The 23,829-nt window shown below is 73.6% G+C and carries 18 protein-coding genes; 9 read left to right on the plus strand and 9 right to left on the minus strand.

What is annotated here, in order from left to right:
• Nucleotides 1-145 precede the first annotated feature (145 nt).
• On the plus strand, nucleotides 146-1,525 hold the full coding sequence (locus ABZ930_RS16530) for an Ada metal-binding domain-containing protein (RefSeq protein WP_361548236.1): 1,380 nt from the start codon (nucleotides 146-148) through the stop codon (nucleotides 1,523-1,525).
• A gap of 5 nt (nucleotides 1,526-1,530) precedes the next feature.
• On the plus strand, nucleotides 1,531-2,019 hold the full coding sequence (locus ABZ930_RS16535; protein WP_361547980.1) for a methylated-DNA--[protein]-cysteine S-methyltransferase: 489 nt from the start codon (nucleotides 1,531-1,533) through the stop codon (nucleotides 2,017-2,019).
• Here the strand turns inward: ABZ930_RS16535 and ABZ930_RS16540 are convergent.
• The 4 genes from ABZ930_RS16540 to ABZ930_RS16555 all read right to left on the minus strand — a co-directional run bounded on the left by ABZ930_RS16540 (nucleotide 2,016) and on the right by ABZ930_RS16555 (nucleotide 4,990).
• The gene (locus ABZ930_RS16540) at nucleotides 2,016-2,678 is read right to left on the minus strand and encodes a 4'-phosphopantetheinyl transferase superfamily protein (protein ID WP_361547983.1); all 663 of its coding nucleotides are present in this window, start codon (nucleotides 2,676-2,678) and stop codon (nucleotides 2,016-2,018) included. The two genes, ABZ930_RS16535 and ABZ930_RS16540, sit on opposite strands and share 4 nt — an antisense overlap.
• 22 nt (nucleotides 2,679-2,700) lie before the next feature.
• Nucleotides 2,701-3,381, minus strand: a complete 681-nt coding sequence (locus ABZ930_RS16545; RefSeq protein ID WP_361547986.1) for a DedA family protein — start codon at nucleotides 3,379-3,381, stop codon at nucleotides 2,701-2,703.
• A 97-nt stretch (nucleotides 3,382-3,478) separates the two neighbouring features.
• The gene (locus ABZ930_RS16550) at nucleotides 3,479-3,961 is read right to left on the minus strand and encodes a DUF456 domain-containing protein (RefSeq protein ID WP_361547989.1); all 483 of its coding nucleotides are present in this window, start codon (nucleotides 3,959-3,961) and stop codon (nucleotides 3,479-3,481) included.
• 48 nt (nucleotides 3,962-4,009) lie between these two features.
• A complete protein-coding gene (locus ABZ930_RS16555; RefSeq protein WP_361547992.1) occupies nucleotides 4,010-4,990 on the minus strand; it encodes a helix-turn-helix transcriptional regulator in 981 nt (326 codons plus the stop codon).
• Nucleotides 4,991-5,181: 191 nt separating this feature from the next.
• Here ABZ930_RS16555 and ABZ930_RS16560 point away from each other — a divergent pair, with 191 nt between their 5' ends.
• From ABZ930_RS16560 to ABZ930_RS16570, 3 genes are all read left to right on the plus strand, one after another.
• Nucleotides 5,182-8,934 carry a S8 family serine peptidase gene (locus ABZ930_RS16560; RefSeq protein WP_361547995.1) on the plus strand — a complete coding sequence of 1,251 codons (3,753 nt, stop codon included), beginning with the start codon at nucleotides 5,182-5,184 and terminating at the stop codon, nucleotides 8,932-8,934.
• A gap of 132 nt (nucleotides 8,935-9,066) precedes the next feature.
• Nucleotides 9,067-10,542, plus strand: coding sequence for a protein phosphatase 2C domain-containing protein (locus ABZ930_RS16565; protein WP_361547998.1), 1,476 nt, complete (start codon nucleotides 9,067-9,069; stop codon nucleotides 10,540-10,542).
• Between the two features lie 88 nt (nucleotides 10,543-10,630).
• Nucleotides 10,631-12,376 (plus strand): pyruvate dehydrogenase, encoded by a 1,746-nt coding sequence (locus tag ABZ930_RS16570; RefSeq protein ID WP_361548001.1) that lies wholly within the window; start codon nucleotides 10,631-10,633, stop codon nucleotides 12,374-12,376.
• A gap of 36 nt (nucleotides 12,377-12,412) precedes the next feature.
• Here ABZ930_RS16570 and ABZ930_RS16575 read toward each other — a convergent pair whose 3' ends face one another.
• Entirely contained in the window at nucleotides 12,413-15,478 is a 3,066-nt protein-coding gene (locus ABZ930_RS16575) for a glycoside hydrolase family 38 C-terminal domain-containing protein (protein ID WP_361548003.1), read from the minus strand.
• A gap of 232 nt (nucleotides 15,479-15,710) precedes the next feature.
• Between ABZ930_RS16575 and ABZ930_RS16580 the strand changes: the two genes are divergently transcribed.
• Nucleotides 15,711-16,178: an ATP-binding protein gene (locus ABZ930_RS16580; RefSeq protein ID WP_361548006.1), complete on the plus strand. Its 468-nt coding sequence runs from the start codon at nucleotides 15,711-15,713 to the stop codon at nucleotides 16,176-16,178.
• Nucleotides 16,179-16,206: 28 nt separating this feature from the next.
• Here the strand turns inward: ABZ930_RS16580 and ABZ930_RS16585 are convergent, their stop codons facing one another.
• Nucleotides 16,207-17,283, minus strand: a complete 1,077-nt coding sequence (locus ABZ930_RS16585) for a DUF2637 domain-containing protein (protein ID WP_361548009.1) — start codon at nucleotides 17,281-17,283, stop codon at nucleotides 16,207-16,209.
• 186 nt (nucleotides 17,284-17,469) lie between these two features.
• Entirely contained in the window at nucleotides 17,470-18,324 is an 855-nt protein-coding gene (locus tag ABZ930_RS16590) for a (2Fe-2S)-binding protein (RefSeq protein WP_361548012.1), read from the minus strand.
• Between the two features lie 141 nt (nucleotides 18,325-18,465).
• Here ABZ930_RS16590 and ABZ930_RS16595 point away from each other — a divergent pair, with 141 nt between their 5' ends.
• Entirely contained in the window at nucleotides 18,466-19,197 is a 732-nt protein-coding gene (locus ABZ930_RS16595) for a GntR family transcriptional regulator (RefSeq protein WP_361548239.1), read from the plus strand.
• Nucleotides 19,198-19,470: 273 nt separating this feature from the next.
• On the opposite strand, the gene ABZ930_RS16600 is transcribed toward ABZ930_RS16595, so the two are convergent.
• Together ABZ930_RS16600 and ABZ930_RS16605 are read right to left on the minus strand one after the other, a co-directional pair.
• Nucleotides 19,471-20,247: a hypothetical protein gene (locus ABZ930_RS16600; protein WP_361548015.1), complete on the minus strand. Its 777-nt coding sequence runs from the start codon at nucleotides 20,245-20,247 to the stop codon at nucleotides 19,471-19,473.
• A 115-nt stretch (nucleotides 20,248-20,362) separates the two neighbouring features.
• Nucleotides 20,363-22,042 carry a PucR family transcriptional regulator ligand-binding domain-containing protein gene (locus tag ABZ930_RS16605; RefSeq protein WP_361548018.1) on the minus strand — a complete coding sequence of 560 codons (1,680 nt, stop codon included), beginning with the start codon at nucleotides 22,040-22,042 and terminating at the stop codon, nucleotides 20,363-20,365.
• A 313-nt stretch (nucleotides 22,043-22,355) separates the two neighbouring features.
• Between ABZ930_RS16605 and ABZ930_RS16610 the strand changes: the two genes are divergently transcribed.
• Nucleotides 22,356-23,255, plus strand: a complete 900-nt coding sequence (locus ABZ930_RS16610) for a xanthine dehydrogenase family protein subunit M (protein ID WP_361548021.1) — start codon at nucleotides 22,356-22,358, stop codon at nucleotides 23,253-23,255.
• The gene (locus ABZ930_RS16615; protein WP_361548024.1) at nucleotides 23,255-23,827 is read left to right on the plus strand and encodes a (2Fe-2S)-binding protein; all 573 of its coding nucleotides are present in this window, start codon (nucleotides 23,255-23,257) and stop codon (nucleotides 23,825-23,827) included. Before ABZ930_RS16610 ends, ABZ930_RS16615 begins: the two co-directional genes overlap by 1 nt.
• Nucleotides 23,828-23,829 lie beyond the last annotated feature (2 nt).

Genomic DNA, 23,829 nt, shown 5'->3' on the forward strand with positions numbered 1-23,829 from the left:
GGCTGGTCGCGCAGTTCCCCGCGCCCCTGAAGCATGCGCTGCGCGCAGCTTCCCCAGGGGCGCGGGGAACTGCGCGACCAACCGGCAACGTCGTGTCCGATTTCCGCCAGCCGGAGCGTCGTGGAGCGGCGACACTGGAAGCGTGATGATCGACGAGGACACGCGCTACGAGGCCGTGCGCAGCCGGGACGCCCGGTTCGACGGGGAGTTCTTCTTCGCCGTCGAGACCACCGGGATCTACTGCCGCCCGAGCTGCCCCGCGGTCACCCCGAAGCGGCAGAACGTCCGCTACTACACGACGGCCGCCGCCGCCCAGGGCTCCGGCTTCCGGGCCTGCCGCCGCTGCCGGCCGGACGCCGTACCGGGCTCCGCGGAGTGGAACGTACGGGCGGACGTCGTCGGACGCGCCATGCGGCTGATCGGCGACGGGATCGTCGACCGGGAGGGCGTCGGCGGGCTCGCCGGCCGGCTCGGTTACAGCCCCCGCCAGGTGCAGCGCCAGCTCACCGCCGAGGTGGGCGCGGGACCCGTCGCGCTCGCCCGCGCCCAGCGCGCGCACACCGCCCGGGTGCTGCTGCAGACGACCCCGCTGCGGGTCACCGAGATCGCGTTCGCGGCCGGGTTCGCGAGCGTGCGGCAGTTCAACGACACCATGCGCGAGGTGTACGCCCGCACCCCCACCCAGCTCCGGGCCGACGCGCCCGACCGGCACCGGGCCATCGCGTCCAGCGCCGGCATCCCGCTGCGCCTCGCCCACCGGGGCGCGTACCAGGCGCGGCCCGTCTTCGACCTGTTCGCCCGCGAACGCGTCCCCGGCGTCGAGGAACTGACCGGCGACGAGCCCGGGTCCCGGATCTTCCGGCGCACGCTGCGGCTGCCCCACGGCACCGGCGTCGTCTCCGTCGACGAGGCCCGGCACGAGCAGCCCGGCGCCCGGGCCGAGCACCGCGGCGGCTGGCTCGACGCCCGCATCCACCTCACCGACCTGCGGGACCTGACCACCGCGGTGGGCCGGCTGCGCCGCCTGTTCGACCTCGACGCCGACCCGTTCGCGATCGACGAACGGCTCGGCGCCGACCCGCGGCTCGCCCCGCTCGTCGCCGCCCGCCCCGGGCTGCGCTCGCCCGGCGCCGCCGACCCCGCCGAACTCGCCCTGCGCATCGTCGCCGGGACCGCCGCGTCGGCCCGGCTCGTCGAGCGGTACGGCAAGCGGCTGGACGCGCCCTGCGGCGCCCTCGACCGGCTCTTCCCCGCGCCCGAGACCCTCGCCGACGAACCCGGCACGCTCGGCGCCCTGGCCCGTGCCCTCGCCGACGGCACCCTGCGGCTCGACGCGGGCGCCGACCGCGACGACGCCGAGGCCGCGCTGCGCGCCCTGCCCGGCCTGGACGCCCGCACCGCCGCCCTGATCCGCATGCGGGCGCTCGGCGACCCGGACGTGGGGCTGCCGGACGGCGACAGCACGGCGTGGCGGCCCTGGCGGTCGTACGCACGCCAACACCTCTACGCAGAAGGACAGTTGTGACAGCCGTGAACACCATCCGCCACACCACCCTCGACAGCCCGCTCGGCGAGCTGCTGCTCACCGCCGACGCATCCGGCGCCCTGACCTCGCTGTCCGTCCCCGGCCAGAAGGGCGGCCGCACGGTCCAGGACGACTGGGTGCGCGACCCGGCGCCGTTCGCCGAGGCCGCACGGCAGCTCGCCGCCTACTTCGCCGGTGAACTCAAGGAGTTCGAGCTGGAGTTGAGCCCGCAGGGCACGGAGTTCCGGCGCCGCGTGTGGGACGCGCTCGACACCGTCCCCTACGGTTCCACCACCACGTACGGAGAGGTCGCCGCCCGGATCGGCGCCTCCCGCGCCGCCGTGCGGGCCGTCGGCGGCGCGATCGGCGCCAACCCGCTGCTGATCCTGCGTCCCTGCCACCGCGTCATCGGCGCCGACGGCTCCCTCACCGGGTACGCGGGCGGCCTGGACCGCAAGGTACGGCTGCTGACCCTGGAGGGAACCCAGGTCTAGCCGGGGGCGACCGCGACCGCCGCGAGGCAGTCGTGCGGCACCGGCACGTCCCGTACCGTCCAGCCGCCCGGCGCCCCGGGGGCGGCCGGCAGCGTACCGACGTAGTCGAGGTCGGCGGCGCGGGCCAGGCCGGTGCCGAGGCCCTTCAGATAGGCCTCCTTGCGGACCCAGGCGCGGCCGAGCGCGACGCGGCGCTCCGGCAGCGAGCCGAGCGCGTCGAGTTCGGCCCGCTCGCGCGGGTGCAGGACCGCCGCCAGGTCCCGGGTCGCGTCGGCCGACGGCAGCTCCTCCACATCGGCGCCGACCGGCGCGGACGCGAGCGCGATCAGCGCCAGGTCGCCGCTGTGCGAGAGCGAGAAGTGCACGTCCCGCGCATCCGCGAGGGCCGGTCGGCCGTGCGGCTCACCGCACCCCGGGCAGGGCTCGCGCACGAACCGCACCGCACCGGGAGCGCACCCCAGCCGCTCGCCGAGGACGCCGCGCAGCGCCAGATGCGCCGCGACGTACCGCACCCGGTGCCGGGCGAAGCGGAAACCGGCGGCGCGCCGCATCTCTCCCGCGTCGAGCACCCCGGTCCCGGAGTCCTCGGTGGCGCCGTCCGTCCGCGCCAGCCACAGCCGGGCCGGGCCCTGCGGCGGCAGCTCCCTCACATCGTCCATGTCACCCCCACGGAGAGCGAGCCTACCGGCCCTGTCCGGCCCGGTGGCGGCCCTTCTGCCGGGGCCCGCGCACCCGTACGACGACGTAGGCGATCACCGCGACGAGGGCCGCGCCGAGCACCACCTTCGAGAGGACGCCCACGTACCGCTCGACCAGCTCCCACCGGTCGCCCAGCCAGTAGCCCGCGAGCACGAGCACCGTGTTCCAGGCGAGCGAGCCGACCGCGGTGAGGGAGAGGAAGACCGGCAGCCGCATCCGTTCCACGCCCGCAGGGACCGAGATCAGGCTGCGGAAGACGGGCACCATCCGGCCGAACAGCACCGCCTTCGTGCCGTGCCGCCGGAACCAGGCCTCCGTCTTTTCCAGGTCGGAGACCTTCACCAGGGGCAGCCGGGCCCACAGCGCGTACATCCGGTCGCGGCCGATCGCACGGCCGATGCCGTACAGGGCCGCCGCGCCCACCACCGAACCGAGCGTCGTCCAGAACAGCGCCGAGGCGAGACCGATCGCGCCCCGGCCCGCCGCGAAACCGGTCAGCGGCAGGATGATCTCGCTGGGCAGCGGCGGGAACAGGTTCTCCAGCGCGATGGCGAGGCCCGCGCCGGGACCGCCCGCCGTCTCGACGAGACGGGCCGCCCACCCCGCGATTCCGGAGGTCGGCTCGCCGGAATCGGGGGCGGCGGCCAGGGGCACGAGATGCATACGGGGTCTCCAGGCGGGGGGAAGCGGCGGCCCGGCGCCACCACGAAGGTAAACGCTTGGCAAAGTCAGGAGTTCCCGGCCCGGCGGATCCGTCGCCTCAGCCCCAGATCAGCGCGCCGATCCAGGCCCCCACGATCAGCAGACACGCGAACAGCTCGGCGAGGACGCTGGAGCCCCCTGCCCGCATGGCCGTCCGGGTGGAGGCGACCGCGTCGCCGTGGCTGCCCAGCCGCAGCCGCTCCGAGACGTAGATCCCGCCGACGTACCCGGGGATGGCGCCGATCACCGGCAGCACGCAGAACCCGGCGAGCGCCCCGAGTCCCGCCCACACCGCGAGCCGCCAGGTCGCCCCGGCCTGCCGCAGCCGGCGCGGCGGCAACTGCCAGCGCAGCACCTGCGCGGCGAGCAGGACGACGGTGGCGCCGACGAGAATCCCCCAGGCGAGGGCGCTCGGCTCACGCAGGGCCCAGACCGCGACCGCGGCCCACACCAGCCACGACCCGGGCACTCCCGGCACCAAGACCCCGCACAGACCGAGGACGAGCACCGCCCCGACCAGCAGGAGTTCCCACGTTCCCATGCGGGAAGCGTGCCATGGCCATGCCGCTCCGGCACGGCCAGCAGCGCGTCACCGGGAGACCCAGCCCCGCTCGAAGGCGTGCCAGCCCAGTTGCAGCCGCGTCGTCACCCCGGCCAGCTCCATCAGCCGTTTCACCCGACGCTGCACCGTCCGCAGCCCGAGATCGAGCTGTTTGGCGACGCTCGCGTCGGTCAGCCCGGCGAGCAGCAGCGAGAGGATCCCCAGATCGACGGCGTCGGGGCCGTCCGGGCCGTCCTCGGTCACCTTGCCGTCCTCGCCGAGCCGCAGCGGCAGCGACTGCCGCCACACCGCCTCGAAGAGCCCGCTCAGCGATTCGAGCAGCCCGCTCGCGTGCACCACGAGCGCCGCGGGCTCGGCCGACCGGGAGGTCAGCGGCACCATCGCGAGCGACCGGTCGGCGATCACCAGCTTCGTCGGCACCCGGTCCACGAGCCGCACCTGCTCGTCCCTGCCGATCGCCGCCGACAGCTCGGTGAGGCCCCGGGGCAGGGACAGCACCTCGCGCTCGATGACGACCCGGTAGCCCACGCCTCGGCTGACGGCCTGCGGCTCCGCCTCGTTGTCCGTGCCGGTCACCGCGACCGGGTTGTCGGTGACCAGGGCGCAGACCTCCTCGGTCGCGCCGAGCTGGATCTGCAGGAAGCGCTGGGTGACGGCGGCCGCCCCGGTGACCACCTCCACCAGATCGTGCACGGCCGTCTCGACGGCCTGCGCCCGGTACTCCTCGACGAGCCGCGCCGCCGTCAGCTCCGCCTTCTCCAGCTCGTGCCGCTGCTGGGCGAGCAGGGCGCCGAGCGCGATCCCGGGCGGCGCCGCCACCCAGCGGCCGGGGCGCGCGGAGGACTGGGCGGCGAGACCGTGCCGTTCCAGGCGGCGCAGGATGCGCTCGGTCTCGTACTCGGCGTGCGCGAGCCGCAGCGCGAGATCCGGTACGTCGGCGGCCCCCACCGCCACCAGCGCGCGGTACGCCGTCTCGTGCGCCTCGTCCAGACCTATCGCACCCAGCATGCGGTGACGCCCCTCCCTGAGCTCGCATTCCGTCACCCCCGTGGCGGGAAACAGCCACGGCACATTCCCGCCGCGCTCATCTTCCCTGCACCTGCCGCCACTCTGCCAATGTGGCGCCACCGCAGCACCAACACCCGCCGGGAATACGGGCTTTGCCCGGAATTCACCTGCGCATTCACCTGGGGAGAGCGATGCGCCCGATAGCGCGTACGGCCCTGGTGGCGGCGACCGCCGCCGTCCTGGCCGTCACGGTGGCCGTGCCGTCCGGGGCAGTGGAGGGGACCGCCCCGGACCACGGCCGTCCACTCGTCGGCAGCGCCGCCGCGGCCGCGACGTCCACGACCGCGACGGTGACCCTGGTGACCGGGGACCGCGTCCTGGTCACCACCGACGCCGACGGTGACAGCTCCGCGACGGCCCTGCCCGCCGAGGACGGCTCCACGCCACTGCTGCAGACCCGCCGCTCCGGCACCGACCTGTACGTCTACCCGGACGGCGCCGCACGGGCGCTCGCCGCGGGCCGGGTCGACGAGGAGCTGTTCAACGTCACCGGGCTGATCCGGCAGGGCTACGACGACCAGCACAGCGCGACGCTCCCGCTCATCGCCACCTACGACCCGTCCGTCGACGTCGCCCGCGGCGTGCCCGCCACCCCGCGCGGCGCGCAGCGCGGCCTCGTCCTCGACGCCGTCGACGGCGTCGCCCTCAAGGCCGACAAGAAGAAGGCCACCGCCTTCTGGGCCGACATCGCCACGCCCCGCTCCCGCGCGGCCGGTGACCTGAAGAAGCTCTGGCTCGACGCCAAGGCCCGGTCGCTGCTCGCCGATTCGACGCAGCAGGTGCACGCCGACGAGGCGTGGGCCGCGGGCTACGACGGCAAGGGCACCAAGGTCGCCGTCCTCGACACCGGCGTCGACACCGAGCACCCCGACCTCAAGGGGCGCGTCGCCGAGTCGAAGAACTTCACCGACTCCGCCGACGCCGACGACCACCAGGGTCACGGGACCCACACCACGTCCACCGTCGGCGGCACCGGCGCCGCGAGCGGCGGCAAGGAGAAGGGCGTCGCCCCCGCGGCCACCCTGCTCAACGGCAAGGTCCTCGACGACAGTGGCTCCGGCGCGACGTCGTGGATCATCGCCGGAATGCAGTGGGCCGTCGACGAGGGCGCCGACGTCGTCTCCCTGAGCCTCGGCAACCCCTCCGAGCTCGACTGCTCCGACCCGATGGCGCAGGCCACCCAGGAACTCGCGCGGTCCGCGAAGAACACCCTCTTCGTGATCGCCGCGGGCAACTCGGGCCCCACCCTCAACTCGGTCTCCTCGCCCGGCTGCGTGCCCGAGGTGCTGACCGTCGGCGCCGTCGACGGCGACGACGCCACCGCGAGCTTCTCCAGCCGCAGCCCCGTGCAGCGCACCCACACCCTGAAGCCGGAGATCGCCGCGCCGGGCGTCGCCATCAAGGCCGCCGCCGCGGGCGGCCGGGGCGTGTACGCGTACCAGTCCATGAGCGGTACGTCGATGGCCACCCCGCACGTCGCGGGCGCCGCAGCCCTCGTCAGGCAGCGCCACCCCGACTGGAGCGCGGCCCGCATCAAGCAGGCCCTCGTCTCCTCCGCGGACTCCGGCATCCCCGGCGACGTGCGCGAGACCGGCGGCGGCCGCCTCGACGTGAAGGCCGCGATCGACCAGACGGTCCTCGGCGCCGACGCCGTCCAGGGCGGCTCCTTCAACTGGCCGCAGGACAGGAGCGACCGCACCACCGTCCAGGTCCCGTACACCAACACCACCGGCAAGTCGGTGCAGTTGAGGCTCTCCGTCGCCCGCGTCACCGGCAACGACGGCTCCACGGTCCGCTCGGACGTCGCCGCGCTCGGCGCCCGCACGGTCACCGTCCCCGCGGGCGGCACCGTGCGGGTCCCGCTGAGGCTGGACCCGGCGGCATCCCTCAAGGCCGCCCAGTACGGCGACGTCACCGGCCGCGTCCTCGCCACCGGACCGGGCGGCACCCACCTGAGCACGCCGTTCTCCCTGTACGTGCAGCCCGAGACGGTCACCCTGCGCGTCAAGGTCGTCGACCGCCACGGCGATCCCGCGGCCGGCGCCTCCTCCCTCGACGTCATCGGGCTCGACGAGGCCTCCGGCGAGCGGCGCGTGAACGACGGCGCCACCGACCAGACGTACCGACTGCGCCCCGGCGCCTACTTCCTGTCGAGTTTCGTCGCGACCCCCGCCACCGCGGGCACGCTCGTCGACTCGGCGACCTTCCTCGGCCGCCCCCAGCTGACCCTCACCAAGGACACCACCGTCGTCCTCGACGCCCGCGAGGCCCACCGGCTGAGCGTCAGGACCGACCGGGACAGCGAGGTGCGCGGAGCCTCCCTCGGCTTCGCCCGCACCTTCGGCACCGACAACTGGCTGCACTCCGCGACCATCCAGGGCTCGCGCACCGTGCGCGCCTACTACGCCGACGTCCAGGGCCGCGCCACGAACGGCACCTTCGAGTTCGACAGCTTCTGGCGCACCGCCGCCCCGCAGATCAGCGCGTTCGGTGTGACCGGCGGACCCGCCCTGCACCCGGTGACCGGCTCCACCAACTCCGCCAACCTCGACGGCACCGGCAGCGCCGAGATCGTCGACGGCGGCTCCGGCACGGCCGCCGAACTGGCCGCGTCCATCGGCAAGCTGGCCCTGGTGAAGCTCCCCGAGGGCGGCTCCGCGTCCGCCGTCGCCCAGGCCGCGGCCAAGGCCGGCGCCAAGGGCGTCGTCCTCCACCGCGAGGCCGCCGGCCGCTGGTACCCGGCGACCGGGTTCACCGGCGGCCCGCTGCCGACGCTCGCCCTGGAGACCGCCGAGGGCACCGCGCTCGCCGCCCGCATCGCAGCCGGGACCACGACGCTCCACTGGAAGGCCACCGCCACGAGCCCGTACAGCTACACCCTGGCGTTCCCGGAGGACGGCCGACTCCGCGGCGACCGCACCTACCGCGTCGCCGACCGCGACCTCGCCGTGAACAAGGCGACCTACCGCGCGATGGGCACCGCCGCCGACTACCTCGACTTCCCGTCGGTGTCCCGCCCGAACGGCCTGACCAGCGGCTTCGGCGACCTCCTCACGATCGCCGCGCCGTCCACCCGCACCGAGCTGTACTCCACGGGCGGCACCGCCTTCGGGCACGAGGTGTCCAGCGCCTTCCCGTTCGGCGAGTTCATGAGCGACACCGCGCGCACCTACAAGAAGGGGGAGCGGCGCACCGAGGAGTGGTACGGCGGCGTCCTCGCCCCCACCACGCCCCTGACGTCCACCGGCGAACAGGCCCTCGCCGCCGAACGGCAGGGCAATCTGATCGGGGTCGCGCCCGGCTTCTGGGGCGACAGTGAACACCAGGGATTCCAGGGCTCGTTCGGCGACATCGGCAGCGTCCGGCTGACCCGTGACGGTGAGGAGGTCGGCCAGAGCGGCTGGCCGTACGGGGTGTTCGAGGTACCGGCCGACGACGCCGCGTACGAACTCACCCTGGGCACCGCCAAGATCGGCTCCCGGGTCTGGAACCGCTCGACGCAGACCAGCACCACCTGGTCGTTCCGCTCCCACCTCGACCAGAACGCCTACTCGCAAGGCATCCCGCTGCTCTTCCCGCACCTGACGCTGCCCGAGGACGGACTCAAGACCCTCGCCGCACGTGACGGCCAACGGATCGACCTGACGGCGACCGGCCACGCGGGCTACACCCCCGGCCGGCTCACGGACGCCGCGCTCTCGTACTCGTACGACGGCGGCGAGACCTGGACGGAGGCCAGGACCGCCCGGCACGACGGCCGTTGGACCGCGACCGTGGACCACGCCGGCGCCTCCGACGAGCAGGTCACGCTGAAGGTGCGGCTCACCGACGCGAAGGGCGCCTCGGTCACCCAGACCGTGACCCGCGCGTACGACGTGCGCTAGTTCGAGCCGTCACACGAACCGGTCCGCCGGGCGGCCACCCTGTGGGGGGTGGGGCCGCCCGGCGGACCTTTTGTACGGGGGTTTTTCTCGATGCCCCGTTTTCGTACGGCCCGTGACGTGGACAATAAGGGCATGAGCCAGCAGGGGGAGAGGCCAACCGGCCACCGGTCCCGGGAGTCCCACGCGTTCCAGGAGTCTCGGGAGTCCCACGAGGACGACTGGTGGGGTCAGTTGTACGAGGACGAAGGCGCCGCCGCCGACACCGGTCCGGCCCCGGCCGCGGACACGCTGGACGACCGCTTCGCCTCGGTCGGCTCCGTGACGACCCCGCCGCCGGACGGCACGGCCAGCCCGGCCCCGCCGCCGTGGGACCCGCCGCCACCCGATCCGCCCGCACCCGCCGGACTGCCCTCGCTGCGGCCCGACACGGCCGGACCGACCGGCCCGCCCGTCCCGGAGGCGCCGCCGCGCCCCGCCGCGGCACCCACCGTCGAGCCCGCCGTGTCCGTTCCCGCACCCGCAGGACCACCGCCGCCCGCCGCCCCGCCCCCGCCGCTGCCGGACCCGCGCACCGGCCCGGCCGACCCGCCGCCCGACCCGCCGGAACCGCCCCTCCCGCCGGAGCCGCCCGCCCCGCCCACGGTCCCGTACGTCGGAGACGGCCCGCCCACCTACGAGGCCGAACCCACCGCGCTCCCCGTCGCCGACCCCGACGACCTGGACGACCTCGTGGCCGACACCGTGCTCGACGGGGCCCGGTACGGCTCCTGCGTGCTCCGGGCGGCCTCCGTGCGCGGCGACTCCGCGCGCTACCGGGGCGAGCCCCGCCGCGACTCCCTGCTGACCGCCCGCTTCGGCAGCGGGCCCGGCGCGCTGATCCTCGTCGCGCTGGCGACCGGCGCCCGCGCCACCCCGGGCGCCCACCGCGCCGCCGCCGAGGCGTGCGACTGGATCGGCCGCGCCGTCGGCCTCAGCCACACCCGGCTGGCCGAGGACATCAGGGCGGGCCGGCGCGGCGACCTCAAATCGGGGCTGCACCGGCTCACCGACCGCAGCCTCGGCAAACTGCGGGCCGCCGCCGCCGAGCAGGGCCTCGACCCCGACGAGTACAGCGCCACCCTGCGCTGTCTGCTGCTCCCCGCCGATCCCGACTGCCGCACCCGCGTCTACTTCGGCGTCGGCGGCGGCGGCCTGTTCCGCCTGCGGGACGGCGCCTGGCAGGACATCGAGCCGAGCATCGTCGAGCAGCGCACCGGCGCCCCCGTGGTCGGATACGGCTCCTCGCCGCCCGCCGAGACCTCCGAGGGCGACCGGCTCACCATGGACCTGGGCATCACGACACCGCCCAGCCCCTACGAACCGGCGCCGCAGCCGCCCCGCGACCCGTTCCGGTTCCGCGCCTCCGTCGCCCGCCCGGGGGACACCCTGCTGCTGTGCACGGCGGGCCTCGCCGAGCCGCTGCGCGGCGAGCCCGACCTGGCCCGCCATCTCGCGCAGCGCTGGGCGGAGGCCGAGCCGCCGGGCCTGGCCGCGTTCCTCGCGGACACCCAGGTCAGGGTCAAGGGGTACGCGGACGACCGCACCGCCGCCGCCGTTTGGGAGGCGTAACGCCGCCCCGTGTGAATTCATGGAACCCGGAAGCAGTGATCGGCACGCGACCGAGACCGAAACCGGGTTCCGAAGGGGCACACACGTCATGGCCAAGCAGAACGTCGCGGAACAGTTCGTCGACATCCTCGTCCGGGCGGGCGTCAAGCGCATGTACGGCGTCGTCGGCGACAGTCTCAACCCGGTCGTCGACGCCATCCGCCGCAACAGCGCCATCGACTGGATCCACGTACGCCACGAGGAGACCGCGGCCTTCGCCGCGGGCGCGGAGGCGCAGATCACCGGGCAGCTGACCGCCTGCGCGGGCTCCTGCGGCCCCGGCAACCTGCACCTCATCAACGGCCTGTACGACGCCCACCGCTCCATGGCGCCGGTGCTCGCCCTGGCCTCGCACATCCCGTCCAGCGAGATCGGCCTCGGCTACTTCCAGGAGACCCACCCCGACCGGCTCTTCACGGAGTGCTCGCACTACAGCGAGATGATCTCCAGCCCGAAGCAGATGCCGCGCGTGCTGCAGACCGCGATCCAGCACGCGGTGGGCCGATCGGGTGTCAGTGTCGTCTCGCTGCCCGGCGACGTCGCCGACGAGGCCGCACCCGACGGCGGCACCGAGACCGCGATCGTCACCTCGCGGCCCACGATCCGGCCCGGCGACGCCGAGATCGACAAGCTGGTCGAGATGATCGACGAGGCCGACAAGGTCACCCTCTTCTGCGGCAGCGGCACCGCCGGCGCGCACGCCGAGGTCATGGAGTTCGCCGAGAAGATCAAGTCGCCGGTCGGGCACGCGCTGCGCGGCAAGGAGTGGATCCAGTACGACAACCCCTTCGACGTCGGCATGAGCGGGCTGCTCGGCTACGGCGCCGCCTACGAGGCCACCCACGAGTGCGACCTGCTGATCCTGCTCGGCACCGACTTCCCGTACAACGCGTTCCTGCCGCAGAAGGACGTCAAGATCGTCCAGGTCGACGTGCGGCCCGAGCACCTCGGCCGCCGCTCCAAGCTGGACCTCGCGGTGTGGGGCGACGTCCGCGAGACGCTCCGCTGTCTGACCCCGCGCGTGAAGCCGAAGAGCAACCGGCGCTTCCTCGACAAGATGCTGAAGAAGCACGCCGACCACCTCGAGGGCGTCGTCAAGGCCTACACCCGCAAGGTCGAGAAGCACGTCCCGATCCACCCCGAGTACGTCGCCTCCGTCGTCGACGAACTCGCCTCCGAGGACGCCGTGTTCACCGTCGACACCGGGATGTGCAACGTCTGGGCGGCCCGCTACATCTCGCCCAACGGACGGCGCCGCGTCATCGGCTCCTTCTCGCACGGCTCGATGGCGAACGCGCTGCCGATGGCGATCGGCGCCCAGTTCACCGACCGGAACCGGCAGGTGATCTCCATGTCGGGCGACGGCGGCTTCTCGATGCTCATGGGCGACTTCCTGACGCTGGTCCAGTACGACCTGCCGGTCAAGGTCGTCCTCTTCAACAACTCCTCCCTGGGCATGGTGGAGCTGGAGATGCTGGTGGCGGGCCTGCCCTCCTACGGGACCACCAACAAGAACCCCGACTTCGCCGCCGTCGCCCGCGCCGCCGGTGCCTACGGCGTCCGCGTCGAGAAGCCCAAGCAGCTCGCCGGCGCGCTGAAGGACGCCTTCAAGCACAAGGGCCCGGCGCTCATCGACATCGTCACCGACCCGAACGCGCTGTCCATCCCGCCGAAGATCAGCGCCGAGATGGTGACGGGCTTCGCGCTCTCCGCCTCCAAGATCGTGCTCGACGGCGGGGTGGGCCGCATGGTGCAGATGGCCCGCTCCAACCTGCGCAACGTGCCGCGCCCCTGACGGGCCGTCACCGGACGCGGCACCCACGGCCGCGGCTCAGGCGGGCCGCAGCCGCAGCGTCAGGATCTGGAACGGGCGCAGCGCGAGCGCGAGTCCGCTGTCCGAGGTGGCGGCGGGCCGCAGCGGACGCTCCAGGAGGTCCGTCTCGTCGGCGCCCGCCACCGGGAACCCCGCCGTGAGCGTCGCCTCGGCGCGCCCGCCCCGCGACTCGTAGAGCCGGACCACGACATCGCCGCTGCGGTCCTCGGCGAGCTTCACCGACTCCACCGTCACCGCCGGATCGTCGACCGTGACCAGCGGCGCCGTCGCCGGGGCCGCGGCGATCCGCAGCGGCAGGTTCAGCGCGAGCCCGTCGGCCACCGCGTCGCCCGTCGTGGCGCCCGGCCGCAGCGCGTACGTGAACCGGTGCGTGCCCAGATCGGTCTCCGGGTCGGGAGAGTGCGGGGCCCGCAGCAGCGTCAGCCGGACCGTGGTGCCCAGGACATCACCGTGCCGCGTGCGGGTCACGTCGTGCCCGTACGTCGAGTCGTTGAGCAGCGCGACCCCGTACGCCTCCTCGGCCACCCGCAGCCAGCGGTGCGCGCAGATCTCGTAACGGGCCGCGTCCCAGCCGGTGTTGGCGTGCGTGGGCCGGTGCACGTGCCCGAACTGGATCTCGGACGTGGACCGTTCGGCGTGCACGTCCAGCGGGAACGCCGCCTTCAGGACCTTCTCCGACTCCTGCCATTCGACGTCCGTGACGATGTCGAGGCGCCGGCTCCCCGCCGCGAGCCGGTACTCCTGGGTGATCCGCGAGCTGCCGAACGAGCGGGTGACGCGGACCGAGACCCGCAGCGGCCCCTCCTCCACCAGCTCCACCGACTCGGCGTCGGTCAGGTCGGTGCGGGTGTGCCGGTAGTGGGCGTCCAGGTCCCAGGCGTCGTACTGGGTCGGGTGGTCGGGGTGCAGCTGGAGCAGGTTCCCCCGGGCGCCCGGGGCGAGGACCTCGCGGCCGCCGTGCTCCAGGTCCCGCACCGAGGCCAGGAGGCCGTCGGCGTCGACGGACACGGTCAGGTACTCGTTCGCCAGGACGATCTTCTCGTCCGCCTCGCGGGTCGCCGCCGCGTGCGCGCCGGGTCCACGGGTCCGCGCGGCGGCCTCGGCCAGCGGGGTGCCGCCCAGCCCGTCGACGTGCACGTGCACCAACTGCCCCTCGTGTGCGACGACTTCACTGCGCGGATAGGGCGAGGCGTTGAGCGCCGACGCCTCCCCGCCGCCGAGCCGGCCCACCGCCCCGGCCGTGAGCGCGTCCAGCTCGGCGAGAACGGCGGCGTAGGTCTCCCGGGCCTCCCGATGGACCCAGGCGATCGACGAACCCGGCAGGATGTCGTGGAACTGGTGCAGGAGCACCGTCTTCCAGATCCGGTCCAGATCGTCGTACGGATACGCGTACGAAGGGTCGCGCAGCGCGGCGGCCGTGCACCACAACTCCGCCTCCCGCAGCGCGTGTTCACTGCGCCGGTTGCCCTGCTTCGTCTTGGCCTGTGTGGTGTAGGTGGCCCGGTGCATCTCCAGGTACAGCTCGCCGGACCAGACCGGCGCCCGCTCCCCGTACTCCTGATGCGCGGCCTCGAAGAACGCCGAGGGCTTCTCGATCTCCACCGTCGGCGAGCCCTCCAGGGAGCGCAGCCGGCGCGCCTTCTCCAGCATCTCCCTGGTCGGACCGCCGCCGCCGTCGCCCCAGCCGAACGGCACGAGGGAGCGCGAGGCGCCGCCCTTCTCCGCGAAGTTCCGCTCCGCGTGCGCCAGTTCACGGGCGTGGAACTGGGCGTTGTACGTGTCCACGGGCGGAAAGTGGGTGAAGACGCGGGTGCCGTCGATGCCCTCCCACCAGAACGTGTGGTGCGGCATCTTGTTGGTCTGGTTCCAGCTCAGCTTCTGCGTCAGGAACCACTTGGCGCCCGCCAGCTTCGCCAGCTGCGGGAAGGCCGCGGTGTAGCCGAAGGAGTCGGGCAGCCAGACCTCCTCCGTCTCCACGCCCAGCTCGTCCCGGAAGAACCGCTTGCCGTGGACCAGTTGCCGGGCCAGCGCCTCGCCGCCCGGCATGTTGGCGTCCGACTCCACCCACATCGAGCCGACCGGCGCCCAATTGCCGTCCGCGACGGCCTTCTTGATGCGCTCCCAGATGTGCGGCTGGTGCTCCTTCACCCACGCGTACTGCTGCGCCTGAGAGCACGCGAAGACCAGCTCGGGGTAGTCGCGGGCCAGCGCCGTGACGTTCGCGAACGTCCGGGAGGCCTTGCGGACCGTCTCGCGCAGCGGCCACAGCCACGCCGAGTCGATGTGTGCGTGCCCGGCCGCCGAGATCCGGTGGGCGCTGGCGTGCGCGGGACGCGCCAGTACCTCGGCCAGCTCGGCGCGGGCCGCGGCCGCCGTGCCGGACACGTCGTGCAGGTCGAGGGCGTCGAGCATCCGCTCCAGGGCGCGCAGGATGTCGTGGCGTCGGCCCCGGTCCGCGTCCAGCTCGTGCATCAGCTCGGAGAGCACCTCGACATCGAGCACGAGGTGCCAGACGGTCTCGTCCAGTACGGCGAGGTCGGCGGCGCGGAAGCGGTAGACGGGCCGGTCCCCGGCCGTCAGCACGTCGCCGAGCGGGGTCGGGGTGAAGTCCCGGATGACCGTCGGGTTGGCCGCCGCCTCCAGCAGGAGCCGCACCGGTTCGCCGCCCGCCGCGCGCTCCGCCACGGTGAGATGCCGGTTGCGCGGGTGGATGCCCTTGAGGGGGACGCCCGAGGCGTCGTGGAGCAGCCCCTCGGCCTGGAAGCCGGGGCCCTGGCCGGTGAACCCGGGGTCGACGACGGCCTCGACACGGAGCCCGGCCCACTCCTCGGGCACCGTCCCCTCCAGCCGGAACCAACTCGTCGACCAGGGCTTTCCCCAGCGGGTGCCGATCTCGAAGGGCTCGTAGTCGCCGGTCAGCGCCTCGGCCACGGGCACCGGCTCGCCCGGCGCGTGCCACACGCTCAGGGCGAGCGGTGTGCGCTGCGCGTACTGCGCGGGCCGGACGAACTGACGCATCGCCCGCTCAAGTCGGCCCTCCACGAGCTGTCGGTCGTCGTGCACGGCGGCTCCTCCTCCGTTGGATCGGGGGGTGATCGGGTGGATCGGGGGATCGGGTGGATCCCCCGCTTCCCTTCCCCGCACCGCCGGTGGACACCCCGCCGGTGATGGACGAATCAACAGGAGTGCGGACAGAGCAGCGGGGAATGCATGCCCGTGTACGCGTTCGACAGACAGGCCGAGGAGAGACGAGTCCAGAACGAGAGAGGCAACGATCGGCGTGTGGGCGGGGGTAATGAAACGGCAGGTGCACGACACCAAGGACAGGGTGGCCCCGACCGCGGAGGGGGTGCCGCGACAGCTCAAGCGGAAGCTGGGCCGCGCGGACCTGCGAGCGGTACCGGAGACCAGGCGCGCACTGCGCGAGCTGCTCCGCCACTGGGGCAGGCCGGGAAGAACGGAGATAGCCGAGCTGCTCACCAGCGAGCTGGTCACCAACGCGCTGGTGCACACGGACCGGGACGCGGAACTCGTCGCGACCGTGGGTCCCGGGGGCCTGCGGGTGGAGGTGAGGGACAGAGCGGCACACCGGCCGAAGCTACGGGTACCGAACGCCGACGACGGTACGCACAGCACGCACGGCCGGGGCCTGCTCCTGGTCCAGTCGCTCGCGGACGCCTGGGGCGTCGCGGCGCTCGGCGCCGGAGGATCGGGGAAGGTGGTGTGGTTCGAACTGCACACGGGGGCGGGCGGCGTCCTGTGACACCGCCCGCCCACCGGATGACGGCGCGTCAGCCGAACTGCTGCTCCAGATCCTTGAGCTTGCGCTCCAGGGTGTCGAGCCGGGGCAGTGCCTGAGTGTCGTCCTCGGCCGTCAGATCGACGGTCACCGGCGTCTGCTCAGTGCCGTTCTTGACGGCCTGGAGCGAGGGCCGGGCGCGCAGCGGCAGCTGGTCCTGCGAGGGCTGGGTTCCCGCGGATATGGCAGGCTCCGAGCCACCTTGGGCGGAGCCTGCCGACGCGGCGACGGCCGGCACCTCGACCTGGCGGCCGCCGCGCCCGGTCAGGCCGCGGTGCCCCCGGCTGAGGGCCCGCAGCTGTGCCCGCTCCAGCTTCTGGTGCTCGCGCTGCCGCATTCGGTTCTGCACCTTCTGCCGCTTGTCCTCGCGGACCTCGTCGACGGCCTCGTCCAGCGTCCGTACGTTCTCCAGGAGCATCAGCGACCAGGCGCTGTACGTCTCCCGGGGCGCGCGCAACCACCGGACGATCCGGATCTGCGGCAACGGCCTCGGCACCAGACCCTGTTCGCGCAGCGCCGCGCGGCGCGTCTGCTTCAGGGCGCGGTCGAAGAGGACCGCCGCCGACAGGGACATCCCCGCGAAGAAGTGCGGGGCGCCCGCGTGGTCGAGCCCGCGCGGCGCGTGCACCCAGTTGAACCAGGCGGCGGCACCGGCGAAGGTCCATACGAGTATCCGCGAGCCGAGCGCGGCGTCGCCGTGGCTGGCCTCGCGCACCGCGAGCACCGAGCAGAACATCGCGGCGCCGTCGAGGCCGAAGGGGACCAGGTACTCCCAGCCCCCGGACAGGCTCAGGTTCTGCCGGCCGAAGCCGACCAGACCGTGGAAGGAGAGCGCGGCGGCGACGGCGGCGCAGCAGAACAGCAGCACGTACGAGGCGGTGCCGTAGACGGCCTCCTTGCGCCTGCGGCGCTCCTCGCTGCGTTCCCACGACTCGTCCAGCGACGACCCGCCCTTCTTGCCGTCCCCCGAGCGCCTGCCGCGCGCGAGGACCGCAACCGCCGCCAGTCCGCCCAGGAGCAGCACGGCGCCCGGAAGCAGCCAGTCCAGCGATATGTCGGTCAGTCTCATCTGGGGTCCCTTGCGTTGCGGTAGGGCTTTCGGGCGCCATAGTGGCCCAGCCGTCCGGGCCCGCAGGGGGTTTCGGGACAAGAGAACGCCATTGGAGTGCAAGGGGGCGCGTAAAGCGGTCGTACGCTCGAACTCCCGCCGTAGAAAGGGCAGTTGAGTTCGATTTACGTCACTCGTACGAGTGGTTCAGGCTGCTGTGGTAGCCGTGAGGCGTGCGATGCGGTCCGCGTCGCAGGTGCGCGGGCAGGTCACGCAGGTGTCCTCGGGGCGCAGGGTGTAGAAGAGGCAGCAGCTCGCGCGGTCCCGCGTGGGCAGGGCCTCGCCCCCGGGTCCGGTCAGCTCCCGGAAGGCGGCGCGGCCGACGTACGGCTTCGTGGTGCCGGGCAGCAGCTCCTCCAGCTCGGCCATCGCGCGCCGCTCCTCGCCGAGCAGATGGCCGACGTACCAGAGGCTCTCGACGATCTCGTCCGTCGCCATGCCCCACAGGGCGCGCGGGCCGCGCCGCATCCGCGGTCCGAAGCCGCTCAGGACGGGCTGGAGGTGGTCGGCGACGGCCGCGCGGACCTCCGCGCGCAGCGCCTCCTCGTCGGGGACGACATGGGCGCCGGGCAGAGCGGCCGCCGGGTCGTCGGGCAGGCAGGCGAAATCGGTGACCCGTACGGCCATCCGGCCGAGCGCCCGCTGGAAGGAGACGTGGGCGGCGGGGAAGCGCGGGACCCGGCGGTGCAGGAACCAGGGGGCCGTGATCAGCAGGCAGGCGGGCCAGGCGTAGCGGTGCAGGCCGAAGCTGGCGATGACGTCGGGGCGGGCCTGCTGTCCGTAGTCCTTCAGGACCTGTGCGTTGTCCCAGGCCAGGAAGGCGTCGAGGGCCGGGCCCTGCTGCGCCAGGTCCTCGGTGCGGACCCAGCCGGCGCCGTGCGGCAGGGGCTCGTCCGGGCCCAGCTCGATGATGCGCAGGCTCGGGAACACCTCGGTGAGGCGGGCGTACGCGGGCGACACCGCGCTGTCCGTCGCGGCGAGCGCCGGGGTGAGGAGAGTCATGCAGGGACCACCGAATCGCGATCGTTTGCAGGTAAGCCTTACCTTACCCGACGTTTTCGGGGTTTGAACTGCGGGCCGGGCCCCCTATGGTTCTGGGTTGGGATGGGGACAAAGACCGACGAACGGCTAGGAACGGCGGCGATGCGGATGACCGGGGTGGAGCAGGCCAGACCGCGCGTGGCGCCCTTCGCGGTGCCGGAGCAGCGCGGTGCCGCGTCTCCCGGCCGCCCCGAGCGCAGCCGTGGTGAGCACACGCACAGCGAGCCGCCCGCGCCGCGGGTTCCCGTCGCGCGGACGTCGGTGCGCGGGCAGGTCCTGGAGGCCCTGCGGGCCGCGCTGCTCTCCGGTGAGCTGGCGCCCGGCGAGGTGTACTCGGCGCCGGTGCTCGGTGAGCGGTTCGGGGTCTCGGCCACGCCCGTGCGCGAGGCCATGCAGCTGCTGGCCCGCGAGGGCGCCGTCGAGGTCGTGCCGAACCGGGGGTTCCGGGTCGCCGAGCGGTCGGCCCGTGAGCTGGCCGAGCTGGCCGAGGTGCGGGCGCTCATCGAGGTGCCCGTGGTGCTGCGGCTCGCCCGTGCGGTGCCGGTCGGGCGCTGGGCCTCGCTGCGGGGTGCCGCCGAGGAGACCGTGGCGGCGGCCGCCTGTGGGGACGTCGCGCGGTACGCCGAGGTGGACCGGGCGTTTCATCGGGCCTTGCTGGGGCTCGGGGGGAACGAGGAGCTGGTGCGGGTCGCCGATGATCTGCGGCGGCGCATTGTGTGGTCCGCGTGTGACCTCGCGGTCGATGCCGGGGAGCATGTGTCGCTGCTCGACGCCCTGGAGTCCCAGGACGCGGCATCCCTCCACCACGTCCTGGACTCCCACTACGACACCTAGCCCCCGCCTCCGGCTCGCGCCCCACCCCGCCTTGGGCGGCAGGGTGGGCAAGGCGGCACCCCGTCGCGGGTGAGCGCTTCAGGGGGTGGTGAGTGCAGCGCCGTTCGCGGGTGCGGCTCCGGTGGGGGCTGGTCGCGCAGTTCCCCGCGCCCCTGGCGGGGCGGGTGGTGACCTGTGATCACAGGGTGCCCCTGGCGGGGCGGTTAGTGACCTGCGATCACAGGGCGCCCCTGGCGGGGCCGACAGCGGCCCGTGATTGCAGGGCGCTGTCGGCTAGGCCGCCGTCGGCAGGACCCCCGCCAGCCAGGTCGGGACGCCGCCCAGGAGGCGGAAGAGGCGGGTGGCCTCGGCGGTGAGGCGGGCCTTGGTCTCCGGCTCGGGCTCGGCCTCGGCCAGGGAGACCAGGGCGGGAGCGGTACCCACCAGATAGCCCAGTTCCTCGCGCAGCCGCAGCGACTCCGAGAACCCCCGGCGGGCCTCGGCCAGCTCCCCCTCCCGCAGCGCGAGCCCGGCCAGATGCCGCCAGGTGAAGGAGAGGAGGAGGGGGTCGCCGTGGGCGGTGGCCCCGGCGTGGGCGCGACGGTACGCGGCGCGCGCGGCCTGCGGCGCGTCGGAGAGGTTCTCCGCCATCAGCCCCCGCCGGAAATCGAGCAGCGCCCGCCCCGCCGCACCGGGCGCGATCAGCGCCGCCGCCCGCCCGAACGCGGAGCGGGCCTCGTCGACCCGGTCCCGGACCTTCAGCAACGTAGCGGCATAGGCGAGCTGCCCCCGCTCGCAGGCCGCGGCCCCCCGCTCCTCATCGGTGTGGGCCAGCGCCTCGGCGGCCCGCAGGGCGTCCTCGGCCTCGGCCCAGCCCTGCTCCGTGTACAGGCAGCGCTCCCCGAGCAGCGCCGCCCGCTGGAGCGCGGCGGCCGGATCGGCGACCGCGTGCCGGTCGAGAAGCGCCGCCGCGTCGGCCCAGCAGCCGCGCGAGCGCAGCCGCCACACCGCTGTCTGGAGTGGATCGTCCCCTGCGTTCGTTCCGGTACCGGACATGGCGGAATGCGCCACGTTGCCCTCCCCGAGCACGCCATCGAGCCGAGTTGATGAGGGGCATCTCAGCACGGATCACGGCACCCGGCCAAGGGGATGGGTGAAAGAATTCACAAACGTGCGGGGATGCGCGTCAGCTCATCCGCAGGGCCAGGAAGAAGTCCAACTTGTCCTCCAGGCGCGAGAGATCACGGTTCGTCAGCTGCTCGATCCGGCCGACGCGGTAGCGCAGCGTGTTGACGTGCAGGTGGAGCCGCGAGGCGCAGCGGGTCCACGAGCCGTCGCAGTCGAGGAACGCCTCCAGGGTCGGGATCAGCTCCGCGCGGTGCTTGCGGTCGTAGTCGCGCAGGGGGTCCAGGAGCCGGGCGGTGAACGCGCGGCGCACGTCGTCCGGGACGAAGGGCAGCAGGAGTACGTGCGAGGCCAGTTCCTGGTGGCCCGCCGCGCAGACCAGGCCGGTGCGGGCCCCGGCGACCCGGCGGGCGTGCCGGGCCTCCTCCAGGGCGCCGCGCAGCCCCTCCGCCGAGTGCACGGCGGCGCTCACGCCGATGGTCAGCCGTCCGTCGTCGGCGAGCCCCGCCGACAGCGGATCCCGTACGGAGGTCAGCAGCGCGTCGGCGATCAGGCCCTGCTCCGCCCCGTTCTCCTCGGTGGGCACCGCGGGCAGCGGGACCAGCGCGATCGCCTCGTCGCCGGTGTGCGCCACGGCGATCCGGTCCGACGGCTCCGGGCCGGACGACAGCGGGTCGACCAGGATCTCCTCCAGGAGGGACTGGGCGACGGGGCCGCCCTCGATGTCACCGCCCTCCCACTCGACCTTCGCCACGACGACCTGCCAGTGCGGGGCCGCGCCCAGGCCGGGCAGCAGCACCGGGGCGGCGACCCGCAGGCGGGCGGCGATCTCGGCCGGGGCGGCGCCCGACTGGACCAGTTCGAGGACTTCCTGGGCGAGCCGGCGGCGTACCGTACGGGCCGCGTCGCGCCGGTCGCGCTCGACCGAGATCAGCTGGGTGACGCCCTGGAGCAGGTCGAGCCGCTCCTCGGGCCAGTCGCCGGCGTCCGCCTCGACCGCGAGCAGCCAGTCCGAGAGGACCGTCTCGCGCACGTCGCGCGAGCCCGCGAGGGCCGCGCCGCGGGCGCCGGAGCGGATCGGGAAGAGCGAGTAGGTGCTGCCGTCGACGGTGACCCGGTGCGGGGCGCGGCGGCCCGTGCGGGTCGCCGACAGGTGCTCGGCGGCCAGCCGGGCGCAGACCTCGGCGGGCAGCTCGGGCCCGCTGACGCCGGAGCCCGCTATCGCCCGGCCCGCCGGGGAGAGCACCCAGGCCCGCAGGTCCAGGTCGCTGCCGAGCAGGTCGAGGACGACGTCGGGGCCGCCGCCCGTGGGCCCGGACGTCATCAGTCGCCGGTGCCGGTCCACGACCGCCGCGAGGTCCCCCGCGCGCTCCCCGGAGACCTGGCGCACGACGTGCTCCGTGATGGTCGCGAACGCCACCGACTCGTTCACTGCGAAGAGCGGCAGGCGGTGCCGGACGCAGGCCTGGACGAGATCGTCGGGGATCGCGCCCAGCTCGGCCTCACCGGCGGCGAGGGCGGTGACCCCGGCCGCGTTGAGGATCCGTACGAAGGGTTCCGAGTCCTCCGCGTCCCGGCGCCAGGCCAGGCCCGTGAGGACCAGCTCGCCGCCGGACAGGTAGCGGCTCGGGTCCCGCAGGTCCGTGGTCATCACGCCACGGACGGTACGGTCGAGCTCTTCTTCGCCGCCGAGGAGCCTGAGGCCCAGCGCGTCCGTGTCCAGCAATGCGCGCAGCCGCATGTCTTCGTCGCCGCCGATCTGTCTCGAAGTGTGCGTGGGGGAGTGCGTCGTCCGTTTCCCATGGGAAACGGAGAGGTTACTGATGCCCTCCGTTCATACGAATCTACAAGACACCCGTCTTGGTCAGCCAACTCCTTCATGGTTTCCGTGACTGACCCCCGTGCGGTACACCCCTGTGTACTGGGCCCACTCCGCGTGAACAGCACATGAACGAGCCTCTGCGATCCGCACATCCGTGGCTCGATCGCATCGCCAGACGATCACCGAACGATCCACGCACGACGCCGAACGATTACGAAGAAGAGAGCCGCTCATGGACTTCCTTCGCCCCGCCAGCTGGGAGGAGGCGCTCGCCGCCAAGGCCGAGCACCCCACGGCTGTGCCGATTGCGGGTGGCACCGATGTGATGGTCGAGATCAACTTCGACCACCGGCGGCCCGAGTACCTGCTCGACCTCAACCGCATCAGCGAGCTGAGCCAGTGGGAGGTGGGAGAGGGAGCCGACGGCACCGTCCGGCTCGGCGCCTCCGTCCCGTACACCAAGATCATGGAAGAGCTGCGGACCGAGCTGCCCGGTCTGGCGCTCGCCTCGCACACCGTCGCCTCGCCGCAGATCCGCAACCGCGGCGGCGTCGGCGGCAACCTCGGCACCGCCTCCCCGGCCGGTGACGCCCACCCCGCGCTGCTCGCCGGCGGCTGCGAGGTCGAGGCCGAATCGGTTCGCGGCACCCGCATGATCCCCATCGACGAGTTCTACACGGGCGTGAAGCGCAACGCCCTGGCGCCCGACGAGCTGATCCGCGCCGTGCACCTGCCCAAGGCGCAGGGCCCGCAGCAGTACTCCAAGGTCGGCACCCGCAACGCCATGGTCATCGCCGTGTGCGCCTTCGGGCTCGCCGTGCACCCCGAGACGCGGACCGTGCGCACCGGCATCGGCTCCGCCGCCCCCACCCCGGTCCGCGCCAAGGAGGCCGAGCAGTTCCTGAACGCCGCGCTCGACGAGGGCGGCTTCTGGGACAACGGCAAGATCATCACCCCGTCGGTCGCCAAGCAGTTCGCGGACCTGTGCGCCGCGGCCTGCAACCCGATCGACGACGTACGCGGCACCGCCTCGTACCGCCGGCACGCCGTCGGCGTCATGGCCCGGCGCACGCTCACCTGGGCCTGGGAGTCCTACCGCGGTACCGCGGCCAGCACGGAGGGAGTCGCGTAATGCGCGTCAATTTCACGGTCAACGGCCGCCGGCAGGAAGCCGACGACGTGTGGGAGGGCGAGTCCCTGCTGTACGTGCTGCGCGAGCGGATGGGCCTGCCTGGTTCCAAGAACGCCTGCGAGCAGGGCGAGTGCGGTTCCTGCACCGTCCGGCTCGACGGGGTGCCGGTCTGTTCGTGTCTGGTCGCCGCCGGACAGGTCGAGGGCCGCGAGGTCGTCACCGTCGAGGGGCTCGCCGACTTCGCCAACCAGCGCTCGTGCGCGGGCGGTTCCTGCGGCACCTCGCTCCAGGAGGCCCAGGGCTGGTCCGCCAAGGGCACCGACTCGCAGACCGGCGAGGGCGCGGAACTCGCCCCGATCCAGCAGGCGTTCATCGACGCGGGTGCCGTCCAGTGCGGCTTCTGCACGCCGGGCCTGCTGGTCGCCGCCGACGAGATGCTGGAGCGCACCCCGAACCCGTCGGACGCGGACATCCGCGAGGCGCTGTCGGGCAACCTGTGCCGCTGCACCGGCTACGAGAAGATCATGGACGCGGTACGGCTCGCCGCCGCGCGCCAGTCCGAGGAGGTCTGAGG

The sequence above is a fragment of the Streptomyces sp. NPDC046716 genome, from assembly GCF_040645755.1.
GTDB lineage: Bacteria > Actinomycetota > Actinomycetes > Streptomycetales > Streptomycetaceae > Streptomyces.

Bases quoted from the DNA above. Each gene is read 5' to 3' on its own strand.
- ABZ930_RS16530 (WP_361548236.1), top strand. From the start codon at position 146: ATGATCGACGAGGACACGCGCTACGAGGCCGTGCGCAGCCGGGACGCC.
- ABZ930_RS16540 (WP_361547983.1), bottom strand. From the start codon at position 2,678: ATGGACGATGTGAGGGAGCTGCCGCCGCAGGGCCCGGCCCGGCTGTGG.
- ABZ930_RS16545 (WP_361547986.1), bottom strand. From the start codon at position 3,381: ATGCATCTCGTGCCCCTGGCCGCCGCCCCCGATTCCGGCGAGCCGACC.
- ABZ930_RS16550 (WP_361547989.1), bottom strand. From the start codon at position 3,961: ATGGGAACGTGGGAACTCCTGCTGGTCGGGGCGGTGCTCGTCCTCGGT.
- ABZ930_RS16555 (WP_361547992.1), bottom strand. From the start codon at position 4,990: ATGCTGGGTGCGATAGGTCTGGACGAGGCGCACGAGACGGCGTACCGC.
- ABZ930_RS16560 (WP_361547995.1), top strand. From the start codon at position 5,182: ATGCGCCCGATAGCGCGTACGGCCCTGGTGGCGGCGACCGCCGCCGTC.
- ABZ930_RS16565 (WP_361547998.1), top strand. From the start codon at position 9,067: ATGAGCCAGCAGGGGGAGAGGCCAACCGGCCACCGGTCCCGGGAGTCC.
- ABZ930_RS16570 (WP_361548001.1), top strand. From the start codon at position 10,631: ATGGCCAAGCAGAACGTCGCGGAACAGTTCGTCGACATCCTCGTCCGG.
- ABZ930_RS16580 (WP_361548006.1), top strand. From the start codon at position 15,711: ATGAAACGGCAGGTGCACGACACCAAGGACAGGGTGGCCCCGACCGCG.
- ABZ930_RS16585 (WP_361548009.1), bottom strand. From the start codon at position 17,283: ATGAGACTGACCGACATATCGCTGGACTGGCTGCTTCCGGGCGCCGTG.
- ABZ930_RS16590 (WP_361548012.1), bottom strand. From the start codon at position 18,324: ATGACTCTCCTCACCCCGGCGCTCGCCGCGACGGACAGCGCGGTGTCG.
- ABZ930_RS16595 (WP_361548239.1), top strand. From the start codon at position 18,466: ATGCGGATGACCGGGGTGGAGCAGGCCAGACCGCGCGTGGCGCCCTTC.
- ABZ930_RS16605 (WP_361548018.1), bottom strand. From the start codon at position 22,042: ATGCGGCTGCGCGCATTGCTGGACACGGACGCGCTGGGCCTCAGGCTC.
- ABZ930_RS16610 (WP_361548021.1), top strand. From the start codon at position 22,356: ATGGACTTCCTTCGCCCCGCCAGCTGGGAGGAGGCGCTCGCCGCCAAG.
- ABZ930_RS16615 (WP_361548024.1), top strand. From the start codon at position 23,255: ATGCGCGTCAATTTCACGGTCAACGGCCGCCGGCAGGAAGCCGACGAC.